Raw genomic sequence first — 17,109 nt, 5'->3', positions numbered from 1 at the left:
CTGGCGATAATAGCAGACCACGCCTTTGCTGAACACCAATCACCCTAATACCCCTGATGCATTCCATCAATCGGCCTGACGACGCAGGAATGCCGGGATGTCCAGATAGTCCAGATCATCTTGCGGATTCAACTTCGCTGCGGTCGCCGCGTTCGATTGCGCCTGATTACGCATGACGGTCGGACGATCCAGGTCGCGGTAGTTCACCGACGGCAGCTCCTGGCGAGCAGGGGCTGGCGCTTGCGACTGCGCGGACGACATGGAGGTCTGAACGGTATTGTCGATGACCTTCACAGGCTTCTCGATCTTCGCGCCCAGGCCGGTGGCCACTACGGTCACGTGCAACTCGTCACGCATGTCCGGATCGATAACGGTACCGACCTTGACCATGGCGTGCTCGGAAGCGAAGGCCTCGATGATGCTACCCACGTCGGAGTACTCGCCCAGGGACAAGTCGGGACCGGCGGTGATGTTCACCAGGATGCCGCGAGCGCCTTCCAGGTTGACGTCCTCGAGCAGCGGGTTGCGGATCGCCGCCTCGGTGGCTTCGCGTGCACGGTTAGGACCGCTGGCGCAGCCGGTACCCATCATCGCCATGCCCATTTCGCTCATCACGGTACGAACGTCGGCGAAGTCGACGTTGATCATGCCCGGACGCTTGATGATGTCGGAGATACCGCGAACGGCACCAGCCAGCACGTCATCGGCCTTGGCGAAGGCAGACAGCAGGCTGGCGTCCTTGCCCAGGATGGTCAGCAGCTTCTCGTTGGGGATGGTGATCAACGAGTCGACGCTTTCGCTCAGCGCGCGGATACCTTCATCGGCGATCTGCATGCGCTTGCGGCCTTCGAACGGGAACGGACGAGTCACCACCGCAACGGTGAGGATGCCCATTTCCTTGGCCACTTCGGCGATGATCGGCGCCGCACCGGTACCGGTACCGCCGCCCATGCCAGTGGTGATGAACACCATGTTGGTGCCCGCCAGTACTTCGGCGATACGTTCGCGGTCTTCCAGGGCGGCCTGACGACCGACTTCCGGATTGGCACCCGCGCCCAGGCCCTTGGTCACACCGGTACCCAGTTGCAGGATGGTCCGCGCGCCGATGTTCTTCAGCGCCTGAGCATCGGTGTTGGCGCAGATGAACTCGACGCCTTCGATGTTGCTCTTGACCATGTGATTGACCGCGTTGCCGCCGCCACCGCCTACGCCGATAACCTTGATTACCGGACTTTGCGGGATGTTGTCTACGAGTTCGAACATTTTCCCTCTCCTTTCATTCTCTAGTTTTTCGCCTACTGCCTACTGCTTTGTTGCCTGCTGCTTTACTGCGTACCGCTTGAAACCTGTTGCTTGTAACCGCGTATCAGAAGTTGCCCTGGACCCAGCTCTTGATGCGATCGAGCAAGGCGGCCTTGGGCTCGTCGCTGCTGTAGCTGTCGCGGTTGCCGATGCCGGAGAACTGGATGCCGTCGGACTGCTTCTGCAATCCGTACTGCAACAGGCCGACACCGGTGGAATAGATCGGGTTGCGCACGACGTCGGTCAGGCCCTTGACACTGTGGGGCACGCCCAGGCGGACCGGCATGTGGAAAATTTCCTCGGCCAGCTCCACCGCGCCTTCCATCTTCGAGGTGCCGCCGGTGAGCACGATGCCCGCCGGGATCAGGTCTTCGTAGCCGCTGCGGCGCAGCTCGGCCTGGATCAGGGTGAACAGCTCGTCGTAGCGCGGCTCGACTACCTCGGCCAGGGCCTGGCGCGACAGCTCGCGCGGCGGACGGTCGCCGACGCTCGGCACCTTGATGGTTTCGCCAGCACCGGCCAGCTTGGCCAGGGCGCAGGCGTAGCGGATCTTGATCTCTTCGGCGTACTGGGTCGGAGTCCGCAGGGCCATGGCGATGTCGTTGGTCACCTGGTCGCCGGCGATCGGGATCACCGCGGTGTGGCGAATCGCGCCTTCGGTGAAGATCGCCATGTCGGTGGTACCGCCGCCGATATCCACCAGGCACACGCCCAGTTCCTTCTCGTCGTCGGTGAGCACCGCATAGGCAGAGGCCAACTGCTCGAGAATGATGTCGTCGATTTCCAGGCCGCAGCGACGTACGCACTTCTCGATGTTCTGCGCCGCGTTGACCGCGCAGGTCACCACGTGGACCTTGGCTTCCAGGCGCACGCCGGACATGCCCAGGGGCTCGCGCACGCCTTCCTGGTTATCGATCACGTAGTCCTGCGGCAGGGTGTGCAGGACCCGCTGGTCCGCCGGGATCGCTACCGCCTGGGCCGCGTCCAGGACTCGTTCCAGGTCCGCCGAGCTGACCTCGCGGTCGCGGATCGCCACGATGCCGTGGGAGTTCAGGCTGCGGATGTGATTGCCCGCCACGCCGACGAACGCCGAGTGGATGCGGCAGCCCGCCATCAGTTGCGCTTCTTCCACTGCCCGCTGGATCGACTGCACGGTGGACTCGATGTTCACCACCACGCCCTTCTTCAGGCCGCGGGACGGATGGGTACCGATACCGACGATTTCCAGCGAGCCATCGGCCGCGACTTCGCCCACCAGCGCCACCACCTTGGAGGTGCCGATATCCAGGCCGACGATCATTTTGCCGCTTTGCACATTTGCCATGGTCCTGCCTCTTCTTAATTCTTCGCGACGGCGGGCTGCGCCGTCGTGGGTGCCGCCGGATCGCGCCAGCCCACGGCCAGGCCGTTGGCGTAGCGCAGATCGATGCGCGCGATGTTCGTGATCTGTTCTTTCAGCGTTTTTTCATAAATGGCAATGAAGCGGCGCATCTTTTCCACCAGATGATCGCGACCCAGCAGCAACTCGATTCCCGGTCCGGCACTGCCGGCACCGGTGGTCAGGAACCAGCTGCCACGCTCGCGCAGTTCCAGACGGGCAATCGAGAAGCCCAGCGGCCGCAGCATCTGGCTCAACACCTGATACTGCTGCATCACTTGCTGCTGGGCCCGCTGCGGCCCGAACAACTGCGGCAAGTGCTCATAGTTCGCCAGTTCACGCGGGGTGAAGGCCTGGCCCTGGTTGTTCAACAGCGCCTCGTCGCCCCAGCGGGCCACGGGTAGTTGTTCTTCCAGGCGAATCACCACCTGGTCCGGCCACACCCGGCGTACCTCGGCATGGGCGATCCAGGGCATCTGCTCCAGTTCGGTGCGCATGCTCGCCAGGTCGATGGTGAAGAAGCTCGCCGCGACGTAAGGCGCGATTCGCTGCTGCACCGCCTGCTGGCTGATGTAGCTCAAGTCCCCCTGCACCGCGATCTTGGTGATCGGGCGGTCGGCATAGGGCAAAAGACGCTGGGCGCCTTCGTAGGTGCCGAACCCCAATGCCACCAGCAGCACAGGCCAGAACAGGCTTTTCAGGAAGCCGAAGTTGGCTTTTGGCAGGCGCACCGACATCGGCTCTTTGGCCACCATCCGGCTGGCACCCCGCGGCACCGGCTTGCGGCCGGGTACGGGTTGCTGATGACGAAGCGATGCGCCTTGCATGGTCTTAACCTCGCGCCTCAAGACTGGCTGCCAGGATGGCCAACACCAGTTGCTGGAAATCCAGACCGGCCGCACGAGCGGCCATCGGCACCAGACTGTGGTCGGTCATGCCTGGAGCGGTGTTCACTTCCAGGAACCAGAACTGCCCCTGGGCATCCTGCATCACATCGGCACGCGCCCAACCGGCGATACCGAGCGCCTCACAGGCCTTGGCCGTGAGTTCCATGAGTTCCTGCTCTTTGTCGCTATCGAGGCCGCACGGGATCCGGTACTGGGTATCGGAAGCCAGGTACTTGGCGTCGTAGTCGTAGAACGTGTGGGGAGTGCCCAGGGCGATAGGTGGCAAGACCTGGCCGCGCAGGGTCGCGATGGTGAACTCTGGACCCTGGATCCATTGCTCGACCAACACTTGCGAATCATAGGTACTGGCCGCCTTCCATGCCTCGATCAACTCGGAGCTGGTGGTCACCTTGGCCATACCGATACTGGAACCTTCATGGGCCGGTTTGACGATCAAAGGCATGCCCAGTTCCGCCGCCGCGCAAATACAGTCGCTTTCGGAGCTCAGCACCGCATGGCGTGGCGTCGGAATGCCCAGGCTGTGCCAGACCTGCTTGGTCCGCAGCTTGTCCATGGCCAGCGCCGAGGCGAGGATGCCGCTGCCGGTGTAGGGAATCCCCAGGCACTCCAGCAGGCCCTGCATGCTGCCGTCTTCACCGCCACGGCCGTGGAGGATGATGAAGGCGCGATCGATCTTTTCGCTCAACAGGCGCTGCAGCAGGTCATCGCCGACGTCGATGCCGAAGGCATCCACACCGCCGCCCTGCAGGGCTTCGAGCACGGCCTTGCCGGACTTCAGCGACACTTCGCGCTCGGCACTCTTGCCGCCATACAGCACGGCCACACGACCGAAGTCGGCCGGGGGCACGGTGGAGAACAGCTTGGCGTAGGCAGCGATCATTTCGACGCTCCCTTGCCAGCAGCCACGGCTCCGGCGAACAGTGGACTGTTGAGCAGCTTGGGCGCCAGGCCGCCGATGTCGCCGGCCCCCTGGCACAACAATATGTCGCCGGCACGCAGCAACGGCTTGACCAACGGCGCCAGGTCGACACCGCGCTCGATGTAGATCGGGTCCAGTTGGCCGCGCTGGCGGATGCTGTGGCACAGCTGGCGGCTGTCGGCTCCGGGAATCGGCTCTTCACCGGCCGGATAGACTTCCATCAGCAGCAATACGTTGGCGTCGGTCAGCACCTGCACGAAATCGTCGTACAGGTCGCGGGTGCGGCTGTAGCGATGCGGCTGGTAGACCATCACCAGGCGGCGTTCCGGCCAGCCACCACGCACGGCCTTGATCACCGCGGCGACCTCGGTCGGGTGGTGCCCGTAGTCGTCCACCAGCATCACGTTGCCACCTTCCACCGGCAGTTCGCCGTAGACCTGGAAGCGCCGGCCCACGCCCTGGAAGCCCGACAGGCCCTGGACAATGGCTTCGTCGCTGATGCCTTCGTCGGTGGCGATCGCGATCGTCGCCAGCGAGTTGAGCACGTTATGGTTGCCCGGCATGTTCACCGACACATCCAGTGGCTCGCGGTCGCGACGCAGCACGGTGAAGAAGGTCTGCATGCCTTGCTGGCGAACATTGATCGCGCGTACGTCGGCTTCTTCGTTGAAACCGTAGGTCACGGTCGGCCGCTTGACCTGCGGCAGGATCTCGCGCACCACCGGATCGTCCAGGCACATCACCGCCAGCCCGTAGAACGGCAGGTTGTGCAGGAAGTCGACGAAGGTCTTCTTCAGCTTGTTGAAGTCACCGTCATAGGTCGCCATGTGGTCGGCGTCGATGTTGGTCACCACGGCCACCAGCGGTTGCAGGTGCAGGAAGCTGGCGTCGCTTTCATCGGCTTCGGCGATCAGGTAGCGGCTGGTACCCAGTTGCGCATTGGTGCCCGCGGCATTGAGCCGGCCACCGATGACGAAGGTCGGGTCCAGGCCGCCAGCGGCGAACACCGAGGCCAGCAGGCTGGTGGTGGTGGTCTTGCCATGGGTACCGGCCACGGCCACGCCGTGGCGATAGCGCATCAGCTCGGCGAGCATTTCCGCGCGCGGTACCACCGGCACCCGCCGCTCCAGGGCAGTGGCGACCTCCGGGTTGGAAGTGTTCACGGCGCTGGATACCACCAGCACGTCGGCATGGGCGGCGTTCTCGGCACGGTGGCCGATGAAGATCTGCGCCCCGAACGACTCCAGGCGCTCAGTAACGGCCGAGGCCTTGAGGTCGGAACCGGATACCTGGTATCCCAGGTTCAGCAGCACCTCGGCGATCCCGCACATGCCCACGCCGCCGATACCGACGAAGTGGATGCGGCGGATGCGGCGCATTTCCGGTTGCGGCATGGCTTTCTGGCTCTCAACCATGGGCCACCTCCAGGCAGATATTCACCACGTCCTGGGTCGCTTCGGGTTTGGCCAGGCGGCGTGCGGCACGGGCCATGTTGTCGAGTCGTTCTGGTTGCATCAAAACCTCTGTCAGGCGCGCGGCAAGGTCCGCTGCGCCAGTCGTTCTTTGCGGCATCAGGAAGGCGGCGCCTTCACGAGCCAAATATTCGGCGTTGCGAGTCTGGTGGTCGTCGATCGCATGGGGCAAAGGCACCAGCATCGAGGGCAGACCGGCGGCAGCCAGTTCGCTGACGGTCAACGCACCTGCGCGACAAACCACCAGGTCGGCCCAGCCATAGGCTTGGGCCATGTCTTTGATAAAGGGCTGCACCTGCGCCTCGACGCCAGCGGCGCGGTAACGCTCTGCAGTGACCTCATCGTGATTTTTGCCAGCCTGGTGGAACACCTCCGGGCGCAGCTCGGGGGCGACCTGTGCCAGGGCTTCCGGCAGCAGCTTGTTCAACGGCTCTGCGCCCAGGCTTCCACCCAGGACCAGCAAACGTGCCTTGCGTCCGGCCAGGGCCTCGCGCGGTGCTTCGAGGAACAGCTCGGTGCGTACCGGATTGCCCGTGGTGCGGCGGCTACCGGAGGCCCCGAAGGTGTCCGGGAAAGCTTCGCAGACTCGGGCGGCCAACGGCACCAGCAGCCGATTGGCGGTACCGGCGACCGCGTTCTGCTCATGAACAATGACCGGCACCGAGGACAATTTGGCGGCAACTCCACCAGGCCCGGTCACATAACCACCAAAACCCAGCACGCAGACCGGCTTGAGCTGGCGCATGATCCGCCGCGCCTGGAGCACTGCCTTGAGCAGCACGAAAGGCGCCTTGAGCAACGACAGCTTGCTCTTGCCACGCAACCCGGTGACGTTGATCAGGTGCAGGGGCAGGCCCGCAGCCGGCACCAGGTCGTTCTCGATTCCCCGCGGGGTGCCCAGCCAGTGCACGCTATAGCCGCGCGCCTGGAACTCCCTGGCACAAGCCAGCGCCGGGAACACGTGGCCACCGGTGCCGCCGGCCATGATCAGCACGTTAGCGCCCATGGGTCGGCTCCTCGGCAAAGTCACTTTCATTGAACTCCATCTCTTCGCTGCCCAGGTGGGTCCTGCTCTCCCACTCGATACGCAGCAACAAGCCCAGGCAGGCACAGCAGATCACCAGGGAACTGCCGCCATAACTGAGGAACGGCAGGGTCAGGCCCTTGGTCGGCAAAAGGCCGACGTTCACCCCGATGTTGATCAGGAACTGGCCGATCCACAGGAACGACAGGCCATAGGCGACGTAGGCGGCAAAGAACTGCCGGGCCTTCTCGGCCCACAAGCCGATGTACATGCCACGGATACAGACGAAGCCGAACAGCGCCACGGTGCACAGCGAGCCCACCGCCCCCAGTTCCTCGGCCAGCACCGAGAACACGAAGTCGGTGTGGGCCTCTGGCAGGTAGAACTGCTTCTGTACGCTGTTGCCCAGGCCAACGCCCAGCCACTCACCGCGGCCGAAGGCGATCAGCGCCTGGGACAGCTGGTAGCCGGCGCCGAACTGGTCGGCCCACGGGTCGGCGAAGTTGGTCAGGCGCGCCATCCGGTAAGGCTGCATCTGGATCAGCAACACCACCGCCGCCACCGCCAGCACCACCATCAGGGAGAAGCGGAACAACCCGACGCCCCCAAGGAACAGCATCGCCGCAGCCGCGCCCATCATTACTACCGTGGCGCCGAAGTCGGGCTCCATCAGCAGCAGGCCGGCCATCGGCAACAACACGATGAATGGCTTGAAGAAACCCATCCAGCTTTCGCGTACTTCCTTCTGCCGCCGCACCAGGTAGCCGGCGAGATAGATCACCACGAACACCTTGGCGATCTCGGAGGGCTGGACGTTGAAGAAGCTGAAGCCGATCCAGCGCATCGAACCGTTCACCTCACGACCGATGCCCGGGACGATCACCATCACCAGCAGGCCGAAGGCGCCGATCAGCATCATCCAGCCCAGGCGCTGCCAGGTGGCGATCGGGATCATCATGGTCACGATGCACGCGCCCAGGCCCAGCAGGATGTAGATCAGGTGCCGGATCATGTAGTACAGCGCGCTGCCGGACTGGGCCGCGGCCACTTCGGTAGACGCCGAGGCGATCATGATCAGCCCGAGGCCGAGCAGCGTCAGGCAGCCGGCGAGCATCGGGAAGTCGAGGTCGACGCCGCGTCCGGTGATGATCGGCGATGGATACGGCTTGATGATGTTCCTCAGGTTCATGCCAGCTCCTCCACGATACGGACGAACTGGTGACCACGGTCTTCGTAGTTCTTGAACATGTCGAAACTGGCGCAGGCAGGCGACAACAGCACCACATCGCCCGCTTGGGCAACGGCTCGGCACTGGGCCACCGCGTCAGGCAGCGAAGCGGCGCGGATCAGCGGCACACCATCGCCAATGGCCTGGCCGATCTGCTCGGAGTCGCGACCCATCAGGACCACGGCACGGCAGTTGGCCGCCACCGGATCACGCAGGTCCTTGAAGTCGGCACCCTTGCCGTCGCCACCGGCGATCAGCACGATCTTGCCGGTGATGTCGGCGCCCAGGCCTTCGATGGCGGCCAGGGCGGCCCCCACGTTAGTGGCCTTGGAATCGTTGTAGTAACCCACGTCATCCAGGTCACGGACCCACTGGCAGCGATGCTCCAGCCCGGCGAAATTGCGCAGCGCCGCGAGCATGGCATCGAACGGCAGGCCCACCGCGTGTCCCAGGGCCAGGGCCGCCAGGGCGTTGGACTGGTTATGGGCACCACGGACCTTCAGCTCGCGCACCGACATCAGGTTCTGGAATTCGAAAGCCAGGTACTTCTCGCCATTCTCCTCACGCAGGCCGAAGGCCTTGAAGTCCGGCGCACCCAGGCCAAAGCTCCAGCACGGCAGCCCCTCACCCACCAGCGGCCGGGTCAGGGCGTCCTGGCGGTTGAACACCACTTGCCGGGCACCGCGGAAAATCCGGTGCTTGGCCAGGTGGTAGGCTGGTAGGCCGCTGTAGCGGTCCATATGGTCTTCGCTAATGTTCAGCACGGTGGCCACTTCGGCACCGAGCTGGTCGGTGGTTTCCAGCTGGAAGCTGGACAGCTCGAGGACGTAGAGCTCGACGTCATCACCAAGCAGGTCCAGTGCCGGGGTCCCGAGGTTACCGCCCACAGCGACGCGCTTGCCGGCAGCGGCAGCCATCTCGCCCACCAGGGTGGTCACGGTGCTCTTGGCATTGGAGCCGCTGATGGCGACGATCGGCGCCTTCGCGTTACGCGCGAACAGTTCGATGTCACCGGACAGTTTCACCCCACGCGCGGCGGCAGCCTGCAGGGCCGGAGTCGCCAGGGCCAGGCCGGGACTCACGTAGAGCTCGTCGGCACGGCACAGGAAGTCGACGTCCAGCTCGCCACAACGCACTTCCACCTGTGGATAGTCACGGCGCAGCGTGGCCAGCTCCGGTGGATTTTCCCGCGTGTCGGCCACCGCAAAAGCAACGCCCCGGCTCGCCAGGAAGCGAACCAGGGACATGCCGCTCTTGCCGAGGCCGACAACGATGCGGAAGTGGTCGGAAGCGATCAGGGACACTCGTTCTACCTCAGCTTCAGGGTTGCAAGGCCGATCAGCACGAGAATCACGGTGATGATCCAGAAACGGACGATCACACGTGGCTCAGGCCAGCCCTTGAGTTCAAAGTGGTGGTGGATCGGCGCCATGCGGAACACCCGCTTGCCGGTCAGCTTGAACGAAGCGACCTGGATCACCACCGACAGGGTTTCCATCACGAACACGCCGCCCATGATGAACAGCACGATTTCCTGGCGCACGATCACCGCGATGGTGCCCAGGGCCGCACCCAGCGCCAGGGCGCCGACGTCGCCCATGAACACCTGCGCCGGATAAGTGTTGAACCACAGGAAGCCCAGGCCCGCACCGATCAGCGCACCGCAGAACACGATCAGTTCACCTGCGCCCGGCACATAGGGGATCAGCAGGTATTCGGCGAACTTCACGTTACCCGACAGGTAGCAGAAGATCCCCAATGCGCCGCCGACCATCACCGTCGGCATGATCGCCAGGCCATCGAGGCCGTCAGTCAGGTTGACTGCGTTGCTCGAGCCGACGATGACGAAATAGGTCAGGACCACGAAGCCGGCACCCAGGGGAATGCTCACGTCCTTGAGCATCGGGATCAGCAGGGTGGTATCCACCGGGCTTTGCGCGGTCATGTAAAGGAAGATCGCCGCGCCCAGGCCGAACACCGACTGCCAGAAGTACTTCCAGCGGCTCGGCAGACCCCGGGAGTTCTTCTCGATCACCTTGCGATAGTCGTCGACCCAGCCGATGGCACCGAAAGCCAGGGTCACCAGCAGCACGACCCAGACATAGTGGTTGCGCAGGTCGGCCCAGAGCAGGGTGCTGACACCGATGGCCGAGAGGATCAAGGCGCCGCCCATGGTCGGCGTACCGGATTTGGACAAGTGCGATTGCGGGCCATCGTTACGTACGGCCTGGCCAATCTGCCGATTCTGCAGAGTACGGATCATCCACGGACCCAGGCACAGTGCCAAAGACAAGGCGGTCAGCACCCCGAGGATCCCGCGCAGGGTCAGGTACTGGAAGACCGCGAAGCCTTTGTAGAACTGTTGCAGGTACTCCGCTAGCAGCAGCAGCATTAATGTTTCACTCCGTCTTTTTCTTGAAGATGGGAGCCACACAGGGCCGCAACGATGTTTTCCATCGCCGCGCTGCGCGATCCCTTGATCAAAATGGTGGTGTTTGGATCTTGCTCGACGTCCAGGGCGGCAATCAGTTCAGCCTGGCTGGCGAAGTGGCGCGCGTGCGCGCCAAAGGCAGTGACGGCATGGGCCATCATCGGGCCTACGGCGTAGAGGGCCGAAACCTTGCCAGCGGCATATGCACCTACGTCGCGGTGCCCCTGCTCCGCCCAATCGCCCAACTCGCCGATGTCTCCGAGCACCAGGACGGTGCGACCGGAAAAGCCGGCGAGTATATCAACGGCGGCGCACATTGAGGTGGGGTTTGCGTTGTAAGTGTCATCGATCACCCGCATGCCATTCCTGGCCAACTGCGCGACAGTACGGCCCTTGACCGGCTGCACCGCGTTCAGGCCAGTGGCGATGCCGAACAACGACACGCCCATGGCGTGGGCAGCCGCAGCTGCAGCCAGGGCGTTGGCGACATTATGGGTGCCCAGCAGGTTCAGCTGGACCTGCTCGGTGCCCTTGGGGCTATGCAGGGTGAAGGACGGGCAGCCACGGGCATCGCGTCCGATATCGGAGGCGTAGAAATCCGCTGCGCTGTCGGTCAGGGCGAAACTCAGTACCTGGCGCCCGGCGGCGCGGGCCTTCCAGATCGAAAATGCCTTGTCATCCAGGTTCAGCACGGCAATTCCGGAAGCATCCAGCCCTTCCAGGATTTCGCCCTTGGCCTCGACGATTTTCTCCGGACCACCGAACTCGCCGACGTGGGCGGTACCGGCGTTGTTGAGGATCGCCACCTGGGGATGGGTCATCGCCACGGTGTAGGCGATTTCACCAATCCGCGAGGCACCCAGCTCGATAACCGCGGCGCTGTGCTCCGGAGCCAGCTCCAGCAGGGTCAGGGGCGCGCCCAGGTCGTTGTTCAGGTTGCCGCGGGTGGCAAGCACCGGGCCGCGGGTACGCAGGATGCTCGCCAGCATCTCCTTGACCGTGGTCTTGCCACTGGAGCCGGTAACGGCCGCCACTGGATGGGTGAAGGCGCCACGGTTCAGCGCACCCAGCTGGCCCAGCGCCAGGCGTGTGTCCTTGACCAGCAGCTGCGGCAGAGTACTGTCGGGAATCTCACGCTCTACCAGCGCAGCCACCGCGCCCTTGCCGGCCACCTCGTTCAGGTAATCATGACCATCGAAGCGCGGACCGGTGAGCGCCACGAACAACTGGCCCGGCTGGATCGCCCGGCTATCGATGCTCACGCCACTAAAACGGGCATCGCCCGCTATCAGGCGGGCGTTCAACGGAGCGGCTACTTCACTGAGTTTCAGGGGCTTAAGCACTGGCCACCTCCCACGCCGCCAAGGCCTTGCCCGCCTCGACGAGATCGGAGAAGGCATGGCGTTGACCGTTGATTTCCTGGTAATCCTCATGCCCCTTGCCGGCCAGCACCACCACGTCATCAGCCGAGGCGGACGCGATCAGGCGGGCGATGGCAGGTCCACGGCCAGCGATGAATTCGACCTGGTCCGCGTTCAGGAAGCCGGCGCGGATATCGGAAAAAATCTGCGCGGGGTCTTCAGTACGCGGGTTGTCGTCGGTGACCAGCACGCCATCGGCCAGGCGCTCGACCACCTCGGCCATCAGTGGCCGCTTGCCGCGGTCGCGATCACCACCACAACCGAACAGGCACAGCAGGCGCCCCTTGGCATGGGGCCGCAGGGCCAGCAGAACTTTCTCCAGGGCATCCGGGGTATGGGCGTAGTCGACCACGACCAATGGCTGGCGACCGCCGCCCAGGCGCTGCATGCGCCCGGCCGGGCCTTCCAGCTTGGGCAGGACCGCGAGAATCTCGTCCAGCGCATATTCCAGGCCCAACAAGGCGCCCACTGCGGCCAGCAGGTTGCTCAAGTTGAAACGCCCCAACAGGCTGCTGCGCAGGTGATGTTCACCTTGCGGCGTCACCAGGGTCGCGCGCACGCCGTCGTCATCGAAACGAGCTTCGCGGCAATACAGATAGGCGCCGGCATCTTCCTGGCTGTAGGTAATCAGCCGCGACTCGTGGGCCTCGGCTGCCAGCTTGCGGCCAAAATCGTCGTCGAGGTTGATCACCCGGCAACGCAGGTCGGTCCAGTTGAACAGTTTGGCCTTGGCCTCGCCGTAGGCCTGCATGGTTCCGTGATAATCCAGATGGTCACGGGACAGGTTGGTCAGTACCGCGACGTCGAAGGCCAGGGCGGTTACACGACCCTGATCCAGGCCATGGGAAGAAACCTCCATGGCCACGGCCTTGGCGCCGGCACTCTTCAAATCGGCCAGGGCCGCCTGGACAGCGATGGGGTTCGGCGTGGTGTGCAGGCCACTTTGCAGCGCGCCATGGAAGCCTGTTCCCAAGGTGCCCACCAGGCCACAACGCTGGCCAAGCAGATCCAGGGCCTGGGCCACTAGCTGGGTCACGCTGGTCTTGCCATTGGTGCCTGTCACGCCCACCAGGTTCAGTTGACGACTCGGCTCGCCATAGAAGCGCCCGGCGATGTCCGACAGCTGCGCAGCCAGCCCCTTGACCGGGATCAGCGGAACGTCGGTCAGCGGCAGCACTGTGGCGCCTTCTACTTCATAGGCCACTGCCGTCGCACCACGCCGCAGCGCATCGGCGATGTGTTCACGACCGTCGAACCTGGCACCCGGCACGGCCAGGAACAGATCACCGGCACGTACATTGCGGCTGTCCAGGGTCAGTTCGCGGATCAGCAAGTCACGACCGGCGTGGGCAAAAATCTTGTTCAGGCTAAGGGACATCAGCCGCGCCCTCCATTGGCTCGTACAGGGGTGCCGGTGGCATTGGCCTGTTGCGTGGTCGGCAGGTTATCCGGGGTGATGTTCATCAGGCGCAGCGTGCCGGACATCACTTTGCTGAATACCGGGGCCGATACCAGGCCACCGAAGTAACCAGCCTTGCTCGGCTCGTCGATCACCACCACGATGGCGTAGCGCGGATCGCTCATGGGACCGAAGCCGGCGAACAGCGAGCGGTAGGAGTTCTCGGCGTAGCCCTTGGTGCCCACCGAAGTCTTGCGCGCGGTACCACTCTTGCCGGCAACGTGATACGCCGGGACCTGGGCGCGGAACACCCCGCGCGGGGCCTCGATCACTTGCTGGAGCATGCCCTGCATGGTCTTGGCGACCTTCTCCGGGATCACCTGGGCAGTTTGTGGCGCCTTGTCGGATTTGATCAGCGTCAGCGGGGCGATGCGCCCGTTGTTGGCCAGGGCGGAGAACGCGTGCACCAACTGGATCGCGGTCACCGAGATGCCGTAGCCATACGACAGCGTCGCGGTCTCGGCCTTGCGCCACTCCCTGTAGTTGGGGAGGTTGCCAACACGCTCACCAGGGAAACCCAGGCCGGTGTCCTGGCCCAGGCCGATCTTCTGCGCCAGGCGGAAGATGGTTTCGCCACCGATGTCGAAGGCGATCTTGCTCATGCCAACGTTACTGGAATTGATCAGGATGCCGGTCAGGTCGAGGATCGGACCTTCAGTCTTGGATACGTCACGAATGGTGTACTTGCCCAACTGCAGGGTGCCCGGATAGACCTCGACGGTGTCGCTGGGCTTCCAGCGCCCGGTTTCCAGCGCGGCGCTCATGGAGATGGCCTTCATGGTCGAGCCAGGCTCGAAGACGTCGATCATCGCCCGGTTGCGCATCATCGCCGGCTGCAGGTTGCGGCGGTTGTTGGGGTTGTAGGTCGGCTGGTTGACCATGGCCAGGATCTCGCCGGTCTTGACGTCCATGATCACCAGGCTGCCGGCCTTGGCGCCGTTCTCGACGATGGCGTTGCGCAGCTCGCGATTGGCCAGGTACTGCAGGCGCAAGTCGATGGACAACGCCAAGGGCTTGCCGGCCTTGGCGTTCTTGGTGACTTGTACATCCTTGATCAGCCGGCCGCGCCGGTCCTTGATCACCTGGCGCTTGCCCGGCACCCCGGCCAGCCATTCGTCATAGGCCAACTCGACGCCTTCGCGTCCACGGTCGTCGATATCGGTGAAACCCACCATGTGCGCGGTCACTTCGCCGGCCGGATAGAAGCGCCGGAACTCCTCGATGCCGTAGACACCCGGGACCTTGAGATCGAGCACCGCCTGGCCCTGCTCCGGGGTCAGGCCCCGCACCAGGTAGATGAATTCCTTGTTGGCCTGGGCCTCGAGACGTTCGGTCAAGACCTTGGGATCCTGGCCCAGCGCCATGGCCAGGGCTGGCCAGCGGTCCTTGGCCAATTGCATTTCCTTGGCATTGGCCCAGAGGGTGGTCACCGGGGTACTCACCGCCAGTGGCTCGCCGTTGCGATCGGTGATCAGGCCACGGTGCGCAGGAATCGGAATATGCCGCACGCTACGAGCGTCACCCTGCCCCTTGAGGAAGTCACGATCCACCACTTGCAAATCGATGATGCGCCAGGCGATCGCCGACACCATGACAGCAAGCAAGCCCAGCACCACGCGGAAACGCCAAGGATAAAGAGCACCGTCGAGTTTCATGGCGCCACCATTCGGACTTCGGCTGCGCCGGGGATGTGCATTTTCAGTTGTTCGGTGGCCAGCACTTCGATCCGGCTATGGGCGGTCCAGGTACTTTGCTCCAGGATCAATCGCCCCCATTCGGCCTGGGCCTTGTCGCGCACGCTCAACTCGCCGTACAGCGTATTGAGCAGCTGACGGTTCCAGTGGGCGCTGTAGGACACCGCGATCGCGGAAACCAAAACGCCGATGAACAGCAGAAGCATGAAGAAGCTTCCGCCTGGAAGTGGCTTGGCGAAAAGCTTGCTCACCGAAGCTTCTCCGCAACACGCATGACGGCGCTACGGGCACGGGGATTGGCTTTGAGCTCGGCTTCGGAAGCGAACTGCGCTTTGCCGTGGATCTTGATTTTTGGCTGGAAAGCTTCGAAGCGCACTGGCAAGTTGCGCGGCAGGTTGTCGGCTTCACCCTTGGCCAGGCGACGCATGAACAGCTTGACGATGCGGTCCTCCAACGAGTGGAAGCTGATCACCACCAGACGCCCGCCAATTTCCAGGGACTCCAGTGCAGCTTCCAGGCCGGCCTCGAGATCGCCCAGTTCGTTGTTCACGTGGATACGCAGCCCCTGGAACGCCCGTGTCGCTGGGTTCTTGCCCTTCTCCCAGGCAGGGTTGGCCACCTTGAGCACTTCGGCCAGGTCGGCCGTGCGTTCGAAAGGCTGGACTTCGCGGCGCTCGACCACGGCCCGGGCCATGCGGCCGGAGAAACGCTCTTCGCCGTATTCCTTGAATACCCGGGCGATCTCCTCTACCGGGGCGGTGGCGATGAACTGGGCAGCACTGATGCCTCGGCTCGGATCCATGCGCATATCCAATGGACCGTCATTGAGAAAACTGAAGCCACGCTCAGGGTCATCCAGTTGCGGCGAGGACACGCCCAGGTCCAGCAGCACGCCACTGACCTTGCCATCCAGCCCACGTCCAGCGACCTCGGAACCCAGCTCGGCAAAACTACGCTGTACAACGACAAAGCGGCCGTCTTCGGCCGCTAGCGCTTGCCCGGTGGCAATCGCTTGGGGGTCCTTGTCGAATCCGAGGAGCCGCCCACCTGGCCCGAGCTTGCTGAGAATCAGCCGGCTGTGGCCCCCGCGCCCGAATGTGCCATCCAGATAGCAGCCATCAGGACGTACCGCGAGAGCCTCGACGGCTTCGTCAAGCAGTACGGTGATGTGGTTAAAGCCGCTATCAATAGTCACAGGATCAAATCACGCAGTTCATCGGGCATGGCGCCCGGTTGTTGAATAGCTGCCAGGTCAGCTGCAGAAACAGCGTTCCAGGCATCCTCGTCCCACAGTTGGAACTTGTTCAGTTGGCCCACCAGCATCGCGCGCTTATCCAACTTGGCATATTCACGCAGGCGCGGCGGCACCAGAAAACGACCACTACCGTCGAGTTCGAGATCGACGGCATTACCAATCAGCAAACGCTGCAGCCGGCGGTTCTCTTCACGTAGAGAAGGCAAGGCACGCAGCTTGGTTTCTATCAGCTCCCACTCGTCGAGGGGGTAGACGCACAAACAAGGATCAACGGCGTCGATGGTGACGATCAGCTGTCCGGAACTTCGCGAAACGAGCTCGTCACGATACCGGCTGGGCATGGCTAGCCGGCCTTTGGCATCGAGACTGATAGCGTTGGCTCCGCGAAACACGTCAGCGTTTCTCCAAATTTTAGCGTTTTGCGTTCAAAAAACCCACTTTGTGCCACTTTCCGCCACTTGCGCACACTATAGGAATGCGCCCACACCACCGTCAAGGCACGCGGCGACGGAAAACCCTTATAGAACGGAGATTTAGGAGGCTTAGCGGAGGGGTAACGAGAATTCGAGAGACATTCCACGACGTCAACTTCATACAGCTCAGGAAGCTGCATCGCGA

15 protein-coding genes are annotated in these 17,109 nt (G+C 63.4%); all 15 read right to left on the bottom strand.

The genetic code is table 11. From position 1 onward, the window contains the following. Positions 1-66: 66 nt before the first annotated feature. The 15 genes from ftsZ to mraZ all read right to left on the bottom strand — a co-directional run bounded on the left by ftsZ (position 67) and on the right by mraZ (position 16,883). Entirely contained in the window at positions 67-1,263 is a 1,197-nt protein-coding gene (gene ftsZ, locus GDH07_RS17565) for a cell division protein FtsZ (protein WP_022640798.1), read from the bottom strand. A gap of 103 nt (positions 1,264-1,366) precedes the next feature. Then, positions 1,367-2,626: a cell division protein FtsA gene (ftsA, locus tag GDH07_RS17560; RefSeq protein WP_053131918.1), complete on the bottom strand. Its 1,260-nt coding sequence runs from the start codon at positions 2,624-2,626 to the stop codon at positions 1,367-1,369. 14 nt (positions 2,627-2,640) lie between these two features. Then, positions 2,641-3,507, bottom strand: a complete 867-nt coding sequence (locus GDH07_RS17555; RefSeq protein ID WP_152898398.1) for a cell division protein FtsQ/DivIB — start codon at positions 3,505-3,507, stop codon at positions 2,641-2,643. Between the two features lie 4 nt (positions 3,508-3,511). Next, a complete protein-coding gene (locus GDH07_RS17550) occupies positions 3,512-4,468 on the bottom strand; it encodes a D-alanine--D-alanine ligase (protein WP_152898397.1) in 957 nt (318 codons plus the stop codon). After that, entirely contained in the window at positions 4,465-5,922 is a 1,458-nt protein-coding gene (murC, locus tag GDH07_RS17545) for a UDP-N-acetylmuramate--L-alanine ligase (protein ID WP_022640800.1), read from the bottom strand. Before murC ends, GDH07_RS17550 begins: the two co-directional genes overlap by 4 nt. Beyond that, entirely contained in the window at positions 5,915-6,985 is a 1,071-nt protein-coding gene (murG, locus tag GDH07_RS17540; RefSeq protein ID WP_022640801.1) for an undecaprenyldiphospho-muramoylpentapeptide beta-N-acetylglucosaminyltransferase, read from the bottom strand. Before murG ends, murC begins: the two co-directional genes overlap by 8 nt. Continuing rightward, positions 6,975-8,192: a putative lipid II flippase FtsW gene (gene ftsW, locus GDH07_RS17535; protein WP_022640802.1), complete on the bottom strand. Its 1,218-nt coding sequence runs from the start codon at positions 8,190-8,192 to the stop codon at positions 6,975-6,977. The genes murG and ftsW overlap by 11 nt, the downstream gene beginning before the upstream one ends. Continuing rightward, positions 8,189-9,535: a UDP-N-acetylmuramoyl-L-alanine--D-glutamate ligase gene (murD, locus tag GDH07_RS17530; RefSeq protein WP_343038277.1), complete on the bottom strand. Its 1,347-nt coding sequence runs from the start codon at positions 9,533-9,535 to the stop codon at positions 8,189-8,191. The genes ftsW and murD overlap by 4 nt, the downstream gene beginning before the upstream one ends. 5 nt (positions 9,536-9,540) lie before the next feature. Then, entirely contained in the window at positions 9,541-10,623 is a 1,083-nt protein-coding gene (gene mraY, locus GDH07_RS17525) for a phospho-N-acetylmuramoyl-pentapeptide-transferase (protein ID WP_022640804.1), read from the bottom strand. Then, positions 10,623-12,005, bottom strand: coding sequence for a UDP-N-acetylmuramoyl-tripeptide--D-alanyl-D-alanine ligase (locus GDH07_RS17520; RefSeq protein ID WP_085594860.1), 1,383 nt, complete (start codon positions 12,003-12,005; stop codon positions 10,623-10,625). The genes mraY and GDH07_RS17520 overlap by 1 nt, the downstream gene beginning before the upstream one ends. Next, entirely contained in the window at positions 11,998-13,461 is a 1,464-nt protein-coding gene (locus GDH07_RS17515) for a UDP-N-acetylmuramoyl-L-alanyl-D-glutamate--2,6-diaminopimelate ligase (protein ID WP_152898395.1), read from the bottom strand. The genes GDH07_RS17520 and GDH07_RS17515 overlap by 8 nt, the downstream gene beginning before the upstream one ends. Continuing rightward, positions 13,461-15,197, bottom strand: a complete 1,737-nt coding sequence (locus GDH07_RS17510; protein WP_022640807.1) for a peptidoglycan D,D-transpeptidase FtsI family protein — start codon at positions 15,195-15,197, stop codon at positions 13,461-13,463. Before GDH07_RS17510 ends, GDH07_RS17515 begins: the two co-directional genes overlap by 1 nt. Then, a complete protein-coding gene (gene ftsL, locus GDH07_RS17505) occupies positions 15,194-15,487 on the bottom strand; it encodes a cell division protein FtsL (RefSeq protein ID WP_003171871.1) in 294 nt (97 codons plus the stop codon). Before ftsL ends, GDH07_RS17510 begins: the two co-directional genes overlap by 4 nt. Next, positions 15,484-16,431, bottom strand: coding sequence for a 16S rRNA (cytosine(1402)-N(4))-methyltransferase RsmH (gene rsmH, locus GDH07_RS17500; RefSeq protein ID WP_022640810.1), 948 nt, complete (start codon positions 16,429-16,431; stop codon positions 15,484-15,486). The genes ftsL and rsmH overlap by 4 nt, the downstream gene beginning before the upstream one ends. Next, on the bottom strand, positions 16,428-16,883 hold the full coding sequence (gene mraZ, locus GDH07_RS17495) for a division/cell wall cluster transcriptional repressor MraZ (RefSeq protein WP_011063319.1): 456 nt from the start codon (positions 16,881-16,883) through the stop codon (positions 16,428-16,430). Before mraZ ends, rsmH begins: the two co-directional genes overlap by 4 nt. Between the last annotated feature and the right edge of the window lie 226 nt (positions 16,884-17,109).

It is taken from the genome of Pseudomonas piscis, assembly GCF_009380155.1.
Lineage (GTDB): Bacteria > Pseudomonadota > Gammaproteobacteria > Pseudomonadales > Pseudomonadaceae > Aquipseudomonas > Aquipseudomonas piscis.
Note: the sequence above shows the minus strand (reverse complement) of the source record. Positions and strands in the feature narration are given on the sequence as shown.